Here is a 15,677-nt window from a genome sequence, read left to right on the forward strand (position 1 = left end):
CAATAAAAAACCCCTCATGTGAGGGGTTTTGCTGTTTACTGCTGCGGTGCCGCCGGTTCGGCTGGCGCTGCCGGTTCAGCCGGTTCCGGCATCCCCAGAGTCGGCATACCAAACATGCCGACGAACTCTTCCAGCGGCATCTTGTCGCCGTTGAGCGTTACCTGGCCGTTGCCGTACTGCAGGCTGGTGGAGATCGTGTTGTTTTCCACTTTGGTGATGCGGAACATCTGACCCATGGCCGCCAGACCTTTCACCTGCTGGCTCGCCAGCTTGCCGGCGTCTTCATCGCCGTAGCCTTCCAGCTTCGCAATCTGGGTCATAAACTCGGTCGCCATATCCATCGGGATGGTCAGCTTGCTGTCGAGCGACTTAACGCTGCGATCCACTTCCTGCGCCAGCGTCTGCGGTTCACCCGTTGCGGTTGCCGGATCTTTCAGGAACAGCGACAGGTTAAAGCTGGTTTCGCCTTTGCTGTTTTTCCAGCTCAGCGGCGCAACGGTGATCACCGGCTCGCCTTTCAGCAGGACAGGCAGGTTGTTGAACAGTACCGCCATCGCCTGCTGCTGATACACCTCAGGGTTCTGCTGGAGTGCGGCATCGGTCAGCAGCGCCTGGCTCTCTTTGCTGTATTTCTGGCTAAACTCGTGCCACGCCTGGCCGTCGATATTGCCGATCTTCAGCGACAGTTTGCCGGTGCCCAGATCCTGATTCTGCACCTTCAGGCTCTTCAGGGTGTAATCCAACTGGGTGTTGATGCTCTTACCGTCTTTGGAAACGTCTGATTTGCCGTTGACGTCCATGCCTTCCAGCACGGCCATCTCTTTTCCTTCAACCGCAATGGCAACCTTGTCGAGAGACAGTTTTTGATCGCCGATACGCTCCTGGAAATCGGTCATTCGGCTGTTGCCGTCGGCTTTCAGGTTGTTGAAGGTGAGCTGAACCTTTTGGTTATATTCGTTCACGGCATTGACCAGGCCGCTTTCCGCTTCACCCGTCAGGGAGAACACGTTTCCGTCGCGGTCAGCGTCAAGTTTGAAGTGACCGCCGCTGAAGGCGACTTTCTCATTCTCTTTCTCGTAGTTCAGCGCTTTCAGGGCAATATTGGAACTCGTGTCACCGGCATAGCTAATTCGGGTATTAATGTCGAAAGGCGATTCATTCTTCGCCAGGTCAAACAGCGGTTTGGTGACGTCGTTATTCACCAGCACGGTATGAACGGACGCCATCGACGGGATCAGGTTAAAGGACTTCAGCTGCGCCAGCGGCAGCGGACCGTGGCTCACCACCTCATCCAGCACCACGCTCTGGCCCGGTTTCAGCCAGCCGTTTTCAGCACCGGCAATCGGCTTCACCACCAGCTGCATACGGCTGGTAAACACGCCACGATGATAATTCTGGTAGCTCAGCTCAAGGCCCGCCTCCGGCGCGCTGCGCTTAATCTCTCCGTTAGCCTGCGCCACCATCTCAGCCAGACGGCCTTCCAGCTGTTTCCCGGTAAACCAGGAGGCACCCGTCCAGACCACGCCTAACGCTACAATCACTCCAACCGCTACGACCGATTTTTTCATTGCGACTATCCCTAAAATGAAACCAGGCGGTAAAAACCGCCTGGAGATATTAAGCCTGCAACTAGCTTAGCAAGAGTTGTTAAAAAATTCAGTAAGTGCTTAAAGCTTATTGAAAACGCGCGCCAGACGACCGGTGCCGCTTACGCTGACCGGAGACTCATTGGCTGCAACGAATGCTGACTCACCGGGCTTAAGCACCAGACGCTGTTCGCCTTTGCGCAGCGTCGCTTCGCCCTCGGCGCAGAACAGAATCGCCGCGCTTTCCTGCGCGATGGCGGTTTCGGCCTGGCTCAGGTCGTGCAGGGAGAAAGCAAAATCTTCAACCGGAATCGGGAAGTCCAGCTCTGCGCCGTTTTTCACCGGCTGAGTCAGCAGCTCCGCGGCAGGTTTCGCCACAAACTTCACGTTGGCAACCAGCTCAGGAATATCGATGTATTTCGGCGTCAGGCCCGCGCGCAGCACGTTATCTGAGTTGGCCATTACCTCCAGCGCCACGCCCTGCAGGTAGGCGTGCGGGGTTTCGGCAAACAGGAACATCGCTTCGCCCGGGTTCAGCTTCACCACGTTCAGCAGCAGAGGGGAGAACAGGCCGCTGTCGTCCGGGTAGAATTCGGAGATCAGACGGATAGTCTCCCACGGTTCACCCTGCTGGCTGCCCAGAGCCGCTTTCAGTACCGCCAGCGCGTGAGATTTCTCTTCACCCTGCATATTCAGCAGGCTGGCAAACAGCTGGCTCAGCGCGTCCGCGTTCGGGTTTTTAAGGAAGTGGGCGATAGCCTTGTGGGCACCCGCGACCGGTTGCAGCAGGGAGACGATCTCTGAAAACTCGCGGAACGCGTTCATCGCCAGGAACGGCGTCAGCGCGAACACCAGCTCCGGCTTGTGGTTAGGATCTTTGTAGTTACGCTCGGCGGCGTCCAACGGAATACCCGCCGCGTTCTCTTTCGCAAAACCGATTTCAGAGGCTTTCTTGTTCGGGTGAACCTGAATGGAGAGCGGCTGGTCGGCGCACAGCACCTTGAACAGGAACGGCAGTTCCCCAAAGCGCTGAGCCACCTTGTCGCCCAGCAGCGCGGCTTTATCGGCATCAATCACGTCACGCAGGCTGCGTACCTGGCCGCTGGCGTCTTCAATTTTTGAGCTGCTCTTCGGGTGTGCCCCCATCCACAGTTCTGCCATCGGCAGGTTGTTCGGGTTCGCGATACCGTAGAGATCCGTTAACGCAGTTTTACTTCCCCAGGCGTAGTTTTGCACTGAGTTAATGAGTTTTTGCATTATCAAGCCCTGATTCAATTGTGGAATTAACTCCGGGTATTAAAGCAATAAACCTCATGGAAGTAACCTGTGGATGTAAAAAGTCGTACTAGTCTCAGTTTTTGTTAAAAAATTGTGTAGGATAAGCTGACTCGCTTTTAAGCCGGGCAGCGGAACATCTGCCCTGAATAAACAGACCGAAGCAGTAAGTGAGAGACCAATGTCGAATAAACCCTTCCATTATCAGGATCCTTTCCCCCTCAGTAAGGATCGGACCGAGTATTACCTGTTAACCCGCGATCACGTCTCCGTCTCTGAGTTTGAAGGACAAGAGATCCTCAAGGTCGATCCTCAGGCGCTAACGCTGCTGGCGCAGCACGCTTTCCACGACGCCTCGTTTATGCTGCGTCCTGCGCACCAGCAGCAGGTTGCCGATATCCTGAGCGACCCGCAGGCCAGCGAAAACGATAAATACGTTGCCCTGCAGTTCCTGCGTAACTCAGACATCGCCGCGAAAGGTATTCTGCCTACCTGTCAGGACACCGGCACGGCGATCATCGTCGGTAAAAAAGGCCAGCGCGTCTGGACCGGCGGCGGTGACGAAGCGGCCCTAGCGCACGGCGTCTACAACACGTACACCGAAGATAACCTGCGCTATTCCCAAAACGCGGCGCTGGATATGTATAAAGAGGTCAACACCGGCACCAACCTGCCAGCACAGATCGATCTCTACAGCGTGGATGGTGACGAGTACAAATTCCTCTGCATCGCCAAAGGCGGCGGTTCAGCCAACAAAACCTATCTCTACCAGGAAACCAAGGCGCTGCTCACCCCGGGCAAGCTGAAGAATTACCTGGTTGAAAAGATGCGCACCCTCGGCACCGCGGCGTGCCCGCCGTACCATATCGCGTTTGTGATTGGCGGTACGTCGGCGGAAAGCACGCTGAAAACCGTCAAGCTGGCCTCAACCAAATACTACGACGGCCTGCCTACCGAAGGTAACGAGCACGGCCAGGCGTTCCGCGACGTGCAGCTTGAGCAGGAACTGCTGGAAGAGGCGCGCAATCTGGGCCTCGGCGCGCAGTTTGGCGGCAAATACTTTGCCCACGACGTGCGCGTGATCCGTCTGCCGCGTCACGGTGCCTCCTGTCCGGTCGGGATGGGCGTGTCCTGCTCTGCGGATCGAAACATCAAGGCCAAGATCAACCGCGAAGGCGTGTGGATCGAAAAACTGGAAAACAACCCGGGCAAATACATTCCGGAAGAGCTGCGCAAAGCGGGTGAGGGTGAAGCGGTTCGCGTTGACCTGAACCGTCCGATGAAAGAGATTCTGGCGCAGCTTTCGCAGTATCCGGTCTCGACCCGTCTCTCGCTGAACGGCACGATCATCGTGGGCCGCGACATCGCGCACGCGAAGCTGAAAGAGCGTCTGGACAACGGCGAAGGGCTGCCGCAGTACATTAAAGATCACCCGATCTACTACGCCGGCCCGGCGAAAACGCCTGAAGGCTACGCATCCGGCTCGTTAGGCCCAACCACGGCAGGGCGTATGGACTCGTACGTTGACCAGCTGCAGGCCAACGGCGGCAGCATGATCATGCTCGCGAAAGGCAACCGCAGCCAGCAGGTTACGGACGCCTGCCACAAGCACGGCGGCTTCTACCTCGGCAGCATCGGCGGCCCGGCTGCGGTTCTGGCGCAGGGCAGCATTAAGAGCCTGGAGTGCGTGGAGTACCCGGAACTGGGTATGGAAGCGATCTGGAAAATTGAAGTGGAAGACTTCCCGGCGTTTATCCTGGTGGATGACAAAGGCAACGACTTCTTCAAGCAGATCCAGTCGTCCCAGTGTTCGGCGTGCGTGAAGTAATTCTGTAAATTGTCGGGTGGCGGCTGCGCCTTACCCGGCCTACGAGTCTGGTAGGTCGGGTAAGCGTCAGCGCCACCCGACATCAAAAAGAGCGCACAAAGCGCCATATCGTTTCTCAGAAGTCATCAATACTTATTCCTTAAGCATGTGAGCAATCCCTCTTTTGTTATCAAGGAGAAAGTAATGACCACGGTACGCCATGAGAAAGATTCGATGGGCGCCATCGACGTCCCGGCCGATAAGCTATGGGGCGCGCAAACCCAGCGTTCGCTGGAGCACTTCCGTATTTCGACTGAAAAAATGCCCGTCTCGCTGATTCAGGCGCTGGCGCTCACCAAACGCGCCGCCGCTAAAGTGAACCAGGATTTAGGCCTGCTGCCGGCAGAAAAAGCGACCGCCATCATCAACGCCGCCGACGAAGTGCTGGCGGGTAAGCATCCCGACGAATTCCCCCTCGCCATCTGGCAGACCGGTTCCGGCACTCAGAGCAACATGAACATGAACGAAGTGCTGGCGAACCGGGCCAGCGAACTGCTGGCCGGCGTGCGCGGCATGGAGCGTAAGGTCCATCCGAACGATGACGTCAACAAAAGCCAGAGTTCCAACGACGTCTTCCCGACGGCGATGCACGTGGCGGCGGTCATCGCTATACGCGAGCAGCTTATCCCGCAGCTTAACGTCCTGAAAGCCACACTCAACGAGAAAGCGCAGGCCTTCCGCGACATCGTCAAAATTGGCCGTACGCACCTGCAGGACGCCACGCCGCTGACGCTCGGCCAGGAGATTTCCGGCTGGGTGGCGATGCTGGAACATAACCTGAAGCATATTGAGTACAGCCTGCCGCACCTGGCGGAGCTGGCGCTCGGCGGAACGGCGGTCGGGACCGGGTTAAACACCCATCCTGAATACGCGGTGCGCGTGGCGGAGGAGCTGGCAAACATCACCGGGCAGCCGTTCGTCACGGCGCCCAACAAGTTCGAAGCGCTGGCGACCTGCGATGCGCTGGTCCACACCCACGGCGCGCTGAAAGGGCTGGCGGCCTCGCTGATGAAAATCGCCAACGACGTGCGCTGGCTGGCCTCGGGTCCGCGCTGCGGCATCGGTGAAATCAGTATTCCGGAAAACGAGCCGGGCAGCTCCATCATGCCGGGTAAAGTGAACCCGACCCAGTGCGAAGCCATGACCATGCTCTGCTGTCAGGTGTTGGGCAACGACGTGGCCGTCAACCTGGGCGGTGCGTCCGGCAACTTCGAGCTGAACGTCTATCGCCCGATGGTGATCCATAACGTACTGCAATCGATTCGTCTGCTGGCGGACGGGATGGAGAGCTTTAACGAGCACTGTGCGGTAGGGATTGAGCCGAATCGCGAGCGTATCAGCCAGCTGCTCAATGAATCCCTGATGCTGGTGACGGCGCTGAATACCCATATCGGCTACGACAAAGCCGCCGAGATCGCGAAAAAAGCGCATAAAGAGGGGCTGACGCTGAAAGCCTCCGCCCTGGCGCTGGGCTATCTCACGGAGGAGGATTTCGATGCCTGGGTGCGCCCTGAGGCGATGGTCGGCAGCCTGAAATAGTCATCCCGCCACGTACAGGTGCAGCCGCGGAATAATCAGCTGCAGCGGCTGCGCCTGAGGTCGGTAACGGTGCTGGACATTTTCAGCATCGTAATTCAGCAACTCACCAATATCCGGCACGATAGCTCCCCGGTCGGCATCATAAAGCGCAATCAGCGGCGTAGGGCAGGCATACTGAACCTGTTTTTGCTGGCCGGAATACCAGACGCGGGCGATAGGCTGCACCTTCACCGGGCGCTTTATCTTGAGGCGCGCGTCCGCCGGAAGCGAGGCGATGCTGTGGTACTCCTGCTCCAGGCGCTCAATCCACTGCTCGCGCGACCACGGTGCGACGGTGCGCGGCGTCTTCAGGCTTTTTTCCAGCTGCGCCAGAATCTCATCCCGGGTGAAGTTTTTAATGATGTGCTTATTCGCCCAGCCGAAGCGCAGCGTGGCGGGGTGACGCAGTACCGTCAGCGTGCGATAGGCGTTCAGGGTAATCAGCCCCGGAAGCTGACGGTGCACCCATTCAAACCGGGCGGCAGGGGCGAGGCCGGACTCTTCGGTAACGATCTTTTCAAAGGCCGCTTTCAGGGTGTTGAGATGGGTAATCTGGCTTTCCAGCGCGTCACGCGTTGTCGCATCGGTTTGCAGGCAGATCACACCGGGCAGACGCACGGCGGCCTTACTGCTGCGGTTTTCTGACTGCTGCTGGATAAACAGTCGGCGATAGTGCTTCAGCGCCAGCTCAAGGGCGGCGCTGCCGATGTGCTGTTCAACCTCGATGGTGTCCAGCGGGTCGTGCTCGGCCCCTTTAGCCACCTCGGGCAGGGTAAAGACGCGCGCGGCCAGCAGGCGGCAGTTCTGCAAACGTTCGGTCAGGGTCAGGAGCTCGTGTTCTATTTCCCGAAACGTGCTGTTCAGCCGTTCGAGGAGATCGTAGGTCGCCATAAGCACTCTCGTTAGTTACAACATACTTATCATATAGCACAGCACGCCGGGTCAGGCCAGCGTGCGGTTGAGGTCAGGCAGGGACGGGAAGGGCGATGTTATGATACACCGGCCAGCTAAAGCAGAAGCGCGCGCCGCCGAGCTCGCTCTCTTCGCAATGCACCGTGCCGCCCATCGCCTGCGCGATAGAGTAAACAATCGCCAGCCCCAGGCCGCATCCGCCAGTGGCGCGATCGCGGCTGGGGTCGAGGCGGACAAACGGTTCAAACACGGTTTCTCGCGCTTCCGGGGCAATCCCCGGACCGTCATCCTCCACCGTCAGGCTGGCCTGGTTGCCCTGCAAATCCAGTCCGATCTGTAGCGTACTTTCGCTGTAGCGCATGGCGTTGTTCATCAGATTGTCCAGCACGCGCTCCATCAGGCGCATATCGAGCGCGCCGTAATCACCCGGCGTGACGCGCGTTAACAGCGTGCGCTGCGGGTTTACGCTCTGAACGTCGTCAATATGGGTTTGCAGCCACGCGGGCAGATCCGGCGTGCTGAGGTTCAGTTCGTTTTGCGGACGATCGAGGCGCGCGTAGGTCAGCAGCTCCTCAATCAGCGCCTCAAGCTGGCCGATGTCGCGGTTAAGCGCCTGAGACTCCGCGTCAGTCAGATTCTCGCTCATCTCCAGACGATAGCGCAGACGAACCAGCGGCGTGCGCAGCTCGTGCGCAATCCCGTCGATCAGCTGTTTCTTGCTGGCGATCAGGGCATTGATGTTATCGGCCATCTGGTTAAAAGCCACGCCCAGACGTTCAAAGCTGGAACCGCTGTCGAAGTGAATGCGTTCGGTAAAATGCCCCTCGCCAAAACGCTGCGCGGCGGATTCCAGCTTCAGCATGTCCTGCCAGTGCGGGCGCATCCAGATAAAAACCGGAAACGCGAGCGAAATGGCGATAAAAGCCATCAGCGCCATGTCCAGCAGACGCATCTGGTGGAGATAGTAGAGATAGGGCACCGGCCCGACGGCCAGCACGTAATGGCTGCGCGGTATGCGCTGGATAAAGGTGTATTTCTCATCCAGCGCGACGATGTCCCCATCGCGCAGACGCTGCATGGCGGGCGGATCCAGATCGAAATCTTTCAACGGCTCGATGCGTAAATCGAACGACAGATTCAGGTCCAGCTCTTTGAGGGTTTTCGCCCAGTCGTGTGGCGGGATCTCTCTCAGCTCGCTGCGCATCAGGTAGAGCGAGCTTTTCATCAGATCGTCCAGCGACTGCCTGCCCGCACGTTCGGCGGTGAATTTATAGACCAGCCCGACCAGCATGGTCATGACCAGGAAGCAGACAAACAGTAAAAGATAAAACTGCACAAACAGCTTTTTCATTGGGTCTCACCGAAAAAACGCTATGTGCAGAATATACATGAAAACCCTTCGCGTTTTTCACGTCTGTCGCGCGTGTTACATGGCTTTCGCGCTGTTTTTTACCTTGGCGATGAGTTTTTCCGTCACGGCCAGGCCTTCTGCAATGTGCGTATCAATCACATCGGTACCGAATTCGTTAATTAAATCCAGGAGTATTTCGAAATACTGGATAAGTTCCAGCAGGTCAAAAAGCGCTTTTTGATCGGAGCGCGAGGGAGAGGCGCGCCTTAAAGCTGCCTGATTAACAATCCACTCGAGATTGGTTTTGATGGCTTCTACCTGATTGTAGCTATACATATGCCATAGGCTTAAATCCTCATTTCAAGATTGTATGGGAGAGATATCGTAACGCTTCGCGGTGAAAGCGAGTCTACATGCAGTCGGGGCGAGCTGAAGAAAGGAGAGTGGGAGACTTAATTATGGAATAGTTCGCGTGCTTAGCAAGTCAATTGTTGCGCAAACGGATAAATAAACGCGCGAAAGAGAGGGCATCGGTGTTTAATCCCTTCATTTCGCGCAGGTTATGCTAACCGGATAACGGAGTCAGGTTTCCCAGGCGTGCGGGGCAAACAGATAACCCTTGTTACGCACGGTTTTAATGCGGTAGGGCTCGGTAGCGTTATCCTGCAGCTTTTTGCGCAGACGCGAAATCGCCACGTCAACGCTGCGGTCCATTCCGTCATAGCTCACGCCACGCAGGTTTTTCAGCAGCGCGTCGCGGTCCATAATTTGCCCTGCGTGCGTTGCCAGCTCCCACAGCAGGTCAAAGTCTGCGGTGGAGAGGGCGATAAGCTCGCCGGAGAGCAGCACCTGGCGGTTAATAGGGTCGATAGACAGCGTACCGAAGCGCATCGCTTTGTGCGGCGTCAGAGAAGGCGCGGGCGCTTCGCGTTCGATGCTGGCGTGCTGGCGCAAATGCAGGCGCAGGCGGGCAAGCAGGACGGCAGGCGGTGTGGTTTTCAGAATGTAGTCATTTGCGCCCATCTCCAGCGACAAAATGTGGTTCATATCGCTGTCCAGTGAGGTGAGCAGAACGATAGGGCCCTCCCACCGGGCGCGCAGGTCACGGCAGAGCGTCATGCCGTCTTTGCCTGGCAGCATGATATCCAGCAGCACCAGATCCGGGTTTTCACGGACGACCACCTCTTCGGCACGATCGCCGCGAGGTTCAACAATGACGTCCATATCATGTTTACCCAGATAGGCGGCGATCAGTTGCCCGACCTCGGGTTCGTCTTCAACATAAACAATCTTATTCATACAGCGTCTGTTTTCGTGAAAAAAGCCAACATACACCGCGGAACCTTAACCTTCCATTAATCTTTCAAAATTAACGCCGGTTCCGTTATTCTGGCTCTTAATGTTATTTGATTGTTATAGGAAAAAGTATGGGGCTGGCGATCAAAGCCGCGCTGGGCGCGCTGGTGGTGTTACTGATTGGCATTCTGGCAAAAACGAAAAACTACTACATTGCCGGGCTAATCCCGCTGTTCCCGACCTTTGCGCTGATTGCCCACTATATCGTGGCTTCTGAGCGGGGCACGGAAGCGTTACGCACAACCATCGTGTTTGGCATGTGGTCTATCATTCCGTATTTTCTCTACCTGCTTTCGCTGTGGTATTTCACCGGTTTTCTGCGTCTTCCCCTGGCGCTGAGCGGGGCGGTAGTCTGCTGGGGACTCAGCGCCTGGGTGTTAATTTTCTTCTGGAGCCGCTTTCACTAGCGCAGCGGTCGGCCGCCGTCCACGGCAAAGGTTCTGCCGGTGACGTAGCAGCTGGTGAGCAGATAATCCACAAGATCGATGACCTCTTTCTCGCCCGGGGCGATTTTCATGAGCGACTTATTCAGCGCCTGCTGACGATACTCTGCATCATCGTTTTCGTTAAACAAAATCATCGCCGGGGCGATGGCGTTCACCTTCACCTCGGGCGCGAGCTTGCGGGCAAACGAGCGTGTCATATTATCCAGCGCGGCTTTGCTGGCCGCGTAGGCGATGTGCTTGTCGCTGCCGCGCTCAACCACATAATCGGTAAAGTGAATAATGTCGCCCGCCGCGTGCCCATGACCGCGGAGCAGATCCTGCAGAGCGTGGTTAAGCAGATAAGGGGCATTGACGTGGATCTGCAGCATGGAGGAGAGCGTTTCGCTGAGTGACGTACCGGGTTTTTCGGCTTGCCATGCGCTGGCGTTATGGATCACGGCGCGCAGTCCCGTCGTGGCGGCTTTTACCTTTTCCGCGAAAGCCAGAATGCCTTCATCGGTCGAAAAATCAGCCTGAATGCAGACCGCCCCGGCTTTGCGTAACCCTTCAATCGACGGGTATTCCGTACGGTAGCTGACAATGACCGGATGGCGAAGGTTGAGAAAGTGATGGGCGAGGGCGAGGCCGATACGGCGGCCTCCACCGGTAATCAGTATTGGGCGAAGCGGTGCATTTCCCATCGTATTCTCCTTTACAGTTCAACAATGGGAAAGGCGATGCTAACCCATTAACATCCAGGTTGCCGGCAGGGCAGCAACCAGTAACAGTCCAATTAATGCCATTTCACGGCGTTTCAGCGCGTTCTCCAGCTGATGCGTGCGGCGGGCGTAGATAAACACCAGCAGACCCGGTGCGTACAGCACCACCGACAGCAGCAGATGCATAGGCCCGGAAGCATACAACAACCACAGGCCGTAAATACAGGCTCCGACACCCACGACATAATGCGCCGGGCGTGTGGCAATTTTTGACAGATACGCACCCACTAAGAAATAGGGTACCAGAATCATCTCCGAGGCGATGGTCAGCAGGGTGTTATAGTCAGAACCTGTGAGCCAGATCAGCACCAGACAGACCTGAACGCTGATGTTGGTCAGCCAGAGCGATGCCGACGGCGCGCTGTTTTGGTTTTGACGGGCGAACAGGCGTGGAAACGCCTTGTGCGTCGCGGCCAGGAACGGCACTTCAGCCGCCATGATGGTCCAGCTCAGGTAAGCGCCGCAGACGGAGACGATCAGCCCTGCGGCAATCACCACGTCGCCCCAGGGACCGAGCATTTTCACCATCAGGCCTGCCATTGACGGGTTACGCATTTCAGCCAGTTCAGGACGCGCCACCACGCCCAGCGACAGCAGCGTCACCAGCAAATAGACCCCCAGCGCGGCCAGTACAGCCAGCAGCGTGGCGCGGCCCACATCGCGTTTATTTCTGGCCCGGGCAGAAACCACGACCGCGCCTTCTACGCCGATGAACACCCACAGGGTAATCAGCATCGTGTTTTTCACCTGCTCCCAGACGGGAACGCCCAGCGCAACGCCGCTGAAATCAAGCCTGAAAACGTCCATACGGAACGCAATAAAGGCCAGAACGATAAACAGGCCGAGCGGAACCAGTTTCGCCAGCGTCGCCACCAGGTTGATGCTGGCGGCCGTTTGTACGCCACGCAACACCAGCCAGTGGACGAACCACAGCAACACCGAGGCGCCCACAATAGACTGCCAGGTATTCCCGTCGCCAAAGAGGCGCAGCTCAGGCGTATCGGTAAAGAAACTGAGCGCCGAGAAGACGATTACAAGATAAGAGACGTTGGCGATAACGGCACACAGCCAGTATCCCCATGCGGAACAGAAGCCAATCAGCTCGCCGAAACCTTCACGCGCATAGGTGAAAATGCCGCCGTCAAGATCCGGGCGAATGCGGGTGAGCAGCAGCATCGCGAAGGCCAGCAGCAGTATGCCGACACCCGTAATGCCCCAGCCAATGATGAGCGCGGAAGGGCTGGCGACGGCGGCCATATTTTGCGGCAAACTGAATACGCCTGCACCCAGCATTGAGCTTAAAACGAGTGCAGTCAGAGCACTCAGGCCAAGTTTCTTTTCCATTGGCTTCCTGTTATGAAAGGTCAAAATCCAGAATAATTATTTCGCTCAGGCGCATAAAAATGGTGGATCACACTAAGGCGCGGGATTTTACGGAGTGTAACGAATGCATGCAATGACGTGAGGCAGAAATTCAAAAAAAGTAACAAAAAAAGGCGGCATTGCGCCGCCTTTCGTAAACGATGTTGTTACTTGTACAGATCGGCGCTGATGGTTACGTTGTTACCACGTTCCTGCCACTGGCGGGTGATGTGGTAGTACTTCGCCCCTTTCTTCGCCGCACGCTTGGCGACCTGGTAAGAGACTTCCGTCATGTTGCCGTAGTTGCCGGTAAACTTGATGCTGTCGAACGGCACCATCTGCGCTGCAGTGGCGTTGTTCAACTCTTCAATTTTGGTACCGTCCGGCAGCGTAACGGAATAACGGCCACCTTTCGTGGACTGCGTTTCGAAGAAACGGCCCACTTCAGCGCTTGGAGCAGCCGTCGTTGCTACGCCTGGAATTTCAACTTTCTTCGCTTCTTCGCCGCCTTTAGCTAGCGCCGCGCGACCTGCTTCTGAATTCGCCGGGATGGCATCCGGGCTCTGCAGAACACGTTTTTTCGCATCTTTTTTATAGATGAACGCGGTAATACGCTGGTTGCCACCCTGGTTAGCATCGACCTGACGCACGATGAAGAAAGAGTAGGCACCTTTCTCTTTCGCGGCTTTGGTAATGGCATCGTTCACTTCAGGCTGGCTGCGATAGAAGCCCTGAACGGTGACGGTGTCGTAAGGTTCCAGCTCAATCGCCTGATCTTTCGGCAGTTCAACAACACCGTTGATCACGCGGTTTTTTGGTGCGTCAGCTTTCGGCGCATTGTCTTTGAACAGCGCAATGGTCACGCGCTGGTTACCGCTGTTGCCGTAATCGGACTGGTCAACCACATAAAACGAGGCCGCTCCGTTTTTATCTGCGGCTTTTGATGCAGCGGCGACGGCGTCGCCAATAGAATTATAACGACCCACAATGACCGTATGGTCAAAAGGTTTTAACGCTGCCGCTTGCTCCGGCGTTAACTCTGTTGCGGCATTCGCAGACAGGGCGGTCGCGGAAAGAAGTGCGGACGCCAGGAGTGTGTTCTTAAGCTTCATAAAAATGATCCTTCGCCTTGCGCAAACCATGTACTGGTATTGTTGTTAATTTGAGACGGTCCCGATTATTGCATTTAAAACCCGTCGCTGTCTGCGCCATTTTTCACTGCCTGTGCTTACTGAATCACCGAATTCGATAACATTTAGTGATATGTTGAAAAAACACGCGTTTGACAAGTAAAACTGATAAAGCATATGACTTTTACAAGTTAATTTAATGTTAACAAGTTGTTCTCTTATGGCGCTATATCATGTTTTTACCGCTTCGCTTGCGCGTTTTATCGGTTCTGGCAGTGAATTTAAGGTAAATATCACTGTCAGTGACGCCGATCGCTTATTTTTCACAGATAAAGTAAGAAATAGTGTTTTCTGGCGGTAGATCACGGGCGCTATTTTCAGTAGGTTATAGACAGTTTGTTACTGTTTTATTTTCCGGGGTTAATCATCTCTCGTCGCTTGCGCGATGGCGAAAATTGATACAAACCGCGGGCATTTATCGATAAACCATCATCAAAAACCGATGGAAGGGAAAACTATGCGTATTGGGGTACCAAAAGAACGGTTAGCCAATGAAACCCGCGTAGCGGCAACACCGAAAACGGTGGAGCAACTGCTTAAACTGGGTTTTACGGTCGCGGTTGAAAGCGGCGCGGGCAAACTGGCGAGTTTCGATGACGAGGCCTTTATCCAGGCCGGCGCGGAAGTGGTCGACGGTGCTGACGTCTGGCAGTCGCCGGTGATTCTGAAGGTCAACGCACCGGAAGAGAGTGAGATTGCGCTGCTCAATCCGGGAACGACCCTGGTGAGCTTCATCTGGCCTGCGCAAAACCCGGAGCTGATGGAGAAGCTGGCGGCCCGCGGCGTGACCGTGATGGCGATGGACTCCGTGCCGCGCATTTCGCGCGCGCAGTCGCTGGATGCCTTAAGCTCCATGGCAAACATTGCCGGCTACCGCGCTATTGTTGAGGCGGCCCACGAGTTTGGTCGCTTCTTTACCGGTCAAATCACCGCCGCGGGTAAAGTCCCTCCGGCGAAAGTGATGGTGATTGGCGCAGGCGTGGCGGGCCTTGCCGCAATCGGTGCGGCAAACAGTCTGGGCGCTATCGTACGCGCCTTTGACACCCGTCCTGAAGTAAAGGAACAGGTCCAGAGTATGGGCGCCGAATTCCTTGAGCTGGATTTCAAGGAAGAAGCAGGCAGCGGCGACGGTTACGCGAAGGTGATGTCCGAAGCCTTTATCAAAGCCGAAATGGAACTCTTCGCCGCCCAGGCGAAAGATGTCGACATTATTGTCACCACCGCGCTTATCCCGGGTAAACCGGCGCCGAAGCTGATTACCCGTGAGATGGTTGACTCCATGAAGCCGGGCAGCGTGATTGTCGACCTGGCCGCCCAAAACGGCGGTAACTGTGAATATACCGTTCCAAATCAGGTAACCACGACCGCTAACGGCGTGAAGGTGATCGGCTATACCGATCTGCCGGGCCGCCTGCCTACGCAGTCTTCTCAGTTGTACGGCACCAACCTCGTCAACCTGCTGAAGCTGCTCTGCAAAGAGAAAGACGGCAACGTCACCGTTGATTTCGACGATGTGGTTGTGCGCGGCGTCACGGTGGTTCGTGAAGGTGAAATTACCTGGCCTGCGCCGCCTATTCAGGTTTCTGCTCAGCCTCAGGCGGCAACGAAAGCGGCACCTGAGCCAAAAGAACCCGCCAAACCGGCTTCTCCGTGGCGCAAATACGCGATCATGGCGCTGGTGATTATTCTGTTCGGCTGGCTGGCTGACGTCGCACCAAAAGAGTTCCTCGGCCACTTTACCGTCTTCGCGCTCTCCTGCGTCGTGGGCTACTACGTGGTGTGGAACGTCTCCCATGCGCTGCATACGCCGCTGATGTCGGTAACCAACGCCATCTCGGGGATCATCGTGGTGGGGGCGTTACTGCAGATTGGTCACGGCGGCTGGATCAGCTTCCTGAGCTTTATCGCGGTGCTGATCGCCAGTATCAATATTTTCGGTGGTTTCACCGTGACTCAGCGCATGCTGAAAATGTTTCGTAAAGGCTAAGGGGTAGCA

At 56.2% G+C, this 15,677-nt stretch carries 13 protein-coding genes; 4 read left to right on the forward strand and 9 right to left on the reverse strand.

All coding sequences use genetic code 11. The features are described 5' to 3' along the window. Nucleotides 1-35: 35 nt before the first annotated feature. Together ACOTZC_RS03360 and manA are read right to left on the reverse strand one after the other, a co-directional pair. Entirely contained in the window at nt 36-1,568 is a 1,533-nt protein-coding gene (locus ACOTZC_RS03360; RefSeq protein ID WP_421635584.1) for a YdgA family protein, read from the reverse strand. A gap of 99 nt (nt 1,569-1,667) precedes the next feature. Next, nucleotides 1,668-2,843 (reverse strand): mannose-6-phosphate isomerase, encoded by a 1,176-nt coding sequence (gene manA / locus ACOTZC_RS03365; RefSeq protein ID WP_248169087.1) that lies wholly within the window; start codon nt 2,841-2,843, stop codon nt 1,668-1,670. 199 nt (nt 2,844-3,042) lie between these two features. On the opposite strand from manA, the gene fumA reads away from it, so the two are divergent. Further along, nucleotides 3,043-4,689 carry a class I fumarate hydratase FumA gene (fumA, locus tag ACOTZC_RS03370; RefSeq protein ID WP_023311463.1) on the forward strand — a complete coding sequence of 549 codons (1,647 nt, stop codon included), beginning with the start codon at nt 3,043-3,045 and terminating at the stop codon, nt 4,687-4,689. 183 nt (nt 4,690-4,872) lie between these two features. Next, nucleotides 4,873-6,267, forward strand: a complete 1,395-nt coding sequence (gene fumC, locus ACOTZC_RS03375; protein ID WP_421635585.1) for a class II fumarate hydratase — start codon at nt 4,873-4,875, stop codon at nt 6,265-6,267. Here the strand turns inward: fumC and tus are convergent, their stop codons facing one another. From tus to rstA, 4 genes are all read right to left on the reverse strand, one after another. Then, nucleotides 6,268-7,197 (reverse strand): DNA replication terminus site-binding protein, encoded by a 930-nt coding sequence (tus, locus tag ACOTZC_RS03380; RefSeq protein ID WP_421635586.1) that lies wholly within the window; start codon nt 7,195-7,197, stop codon nt 6,268-6,270. A 73-nt stretch (nt 7,198-7,270) separates the two neighbouring features. Then, nucleotides 7,271-8,569, reverse strand: coding sequence for a two-component system sensor histidine kinase RstB (gene rstB / locus ACOTZC_RS03385; RefSeq protein ID WP_045401324.1), 1,299 nt, complete (start codon nt 8,567-8,569; stop codon nt 7,271-7,273). 75 nt (nt 8,570-8,644) lie between these two features. Further along, a complete protein-coding gene (locus tag ACOTZC_RS03390; protein ID WP_045401321.1) occupies nt 8,645-8,905 on the reverse strand; it encodes a hypothetical protein in 261 nt (86 codons plus the stop codon). A 246-nt stretch (nt 8,906-9,151) separates the two neighbouring features. Continuing rightward, nucleotides 9,152-9,868: a two-component system response regulator RstA gene (gene rstA, locus ACOTZC_RS03395; RefSeq protein WP_021241154.1), complete on the reverse strand. Its 717-nt coding sequence runs from the start codon at nt 9,866-9,868 to the stop codon at nt 9,152-9,154. A gap of 128 nt (nt 9,869-9,996) precedes the next feature. Here rstA and ACOTZC_RS03400 point away from each other — a divergent pair, with 128 nt between their 5' ends. After that, nucleotides 9,997-10,332 (forward strand): GlpM family protein, encoded by a 336-nt coding sequence (locus ACOTZC_RS03400; protein WP_023311470.1) that lies wholly within the window; start codon nt 9,997-9,999, stop codon nt 10,330-10,332. Here ACOTZC_RS03400 and folM read toward each other — a convergent pair. From folM to ydgH, 3 genes are all read right to left on the reverse strand, one after another. Next, on the reverse strand, nt 10,329-11,051 hold the full coding sequence (folM, locus tag ACOTZC_RS03405; protein ID WP_045401319.1) for a dihydromonapterin reductase: 723 nt from the start codon (nt 11,049-11,051) through the stop codon (nt 10,329-10,331). The genes ACOTZC_RS03400 and folM overlap by 4 nt on opposite strands. Before the next feature lie 39 nt (nt 11,052-11,090). Continuing rightward, a complete protein-coding gene (locus ACOTZC_RS03410) occupies nt 11,091-12,473 on the reverse strand; it encodes an amino acid permease (protein ID WP_421635587.1) in 1,383 nt (460 codons plus the stop codon). Nucleotides 12,474-12,658: 185 nt separating this feature from the next. Continuing rightward, entirely contained in the window at nt 12,659-13,603 is a 945-nt protein-coding gene (ydgH, locus tag ACOTZC_RS03415) for a DUF1471 family protein YdgH (RefSeq protein ID WP_045356963.1), read from the reverse strand. Nucleotides 13,604-14,138: 535 nt separating this feature from the next. Between ydgH and pntA the strand changes: the two genes are divergently transcribed. Further along, nucleotides 14,139-15,668 carry a Re/Si-specific NAD(P)(+) transhydrogenase subunit alpha gene (gene pntA, locus ACOTZC_RS03420; RefSeq protein ID WP_023311474.1) on the forward strand — a complete coding sequence of 510 codons (1,530 nt, stop codon included), beginning with the start codon at nt 14,139-14,141 and terminating at the stop codon, nt 15,666-15,668. Nucleotides 15,669-15,677 lie beyond the last annotated feature (9 nt).

Source organism: Enterobacter cloacae complex sp. SHL009 (genome assembly GCF_049237205.1).
GTDB classification, from domain to species: Bacteria; Pseudomonadota; Gammaproteobacteria; order Enterobacterales; family Enterobacteriaceae; genus Enterobacter; species Enterobacter cloacae_M.

Bases quoted from the DNA above. Each gene is read 5' to 3' on its own strand.
- ACOTZC_RS03360 (WP_421635584.1), bottom strand. From the start codon at position 1,568: ATGAAAAAATCGGTCGTAGCGGTTGGAGTGATTGTAGCGTTAGGCGTG.
- manA (WP_248169087.1), bottom strand. From the start codon at position 2,843: ATGCAAAAACTCATTAACTCAGTGCAAAACTACGCCTGGGGAAGTAAA.
- fumA (WP_023311463.1), top strand. From the start codon at position 3,043: ATGTCGAATAAACCCTTCCATTATCAGGATCCTTTCCCCCTCAGTAAG.
- fumC (WP_421635585.1), top strand. From the start codon at position 4,873: ATGACCACGGTACGCCATGAGAAAGATTCGATGGGCGCCATCGACGTC.
- tus (WP_421635586.1), bottom strand. From the start codon at position 7,197: ATGGCGACCTACGATCTCCTCGAACGGCTGAACAGCACGTTTCGGGAA.
- rstB (WP_045401324.1), bottom strand. From the start codon at position 8,569: ATGAAAAAGCTGTTTGTGCAGTTTTATCTTTTACTGTTTGTCTGCTTC.
- ACOTZC_RS03390 (WP_045401321.1), bottom strand. From the start codon at position 8,905: ATGTATAGCTACAATCAGGTAGAAGCCATCAAAACCAATCTCGAGTGG.
- rstA (WP_021241154.1), bottom strand. From the start codon at position 9,868: ATGAATAAGATTGTTTATGTTGAAGACGAACCCGAGGTCGGGCAACTG.
- ACOTZC_RS03400 (WP_023311470.1), top strand. From the start codon at position 9,997: ATGGGGCTGGCGATCAAAGCCGCGCTGGGCGCGCTGGTGGTGTTACTG.
- folM (WP_045401319.1), bottom strand. From the start codon at position 11,051: ATGGGAAATGCACCGCTTCGCCCAATACTGATTACCGGTGGAGGCCGC.
- ACOTZC_RS03410 (WP_421635587.1), bottom strand. From the start codon at position 12,473: ATGGAAAAGAAACTTGGCCTGAGTGCTCTGACTGCACTCGTTTTAAGC.
- ydgH (WP_045356963.1), bottom strand. From the start codon at position 13,603: ATGAAGCTTAAGAACACACTCCTGGCGTCCGCACTTCTTTCCGCGACC.
- pntA (WP_023311474.1), top strand. From the start codon at position 14,139: ATGCGTATTGGGGTACCAAAAGAACGGTTAGCCAATGAAACCCGCGTA.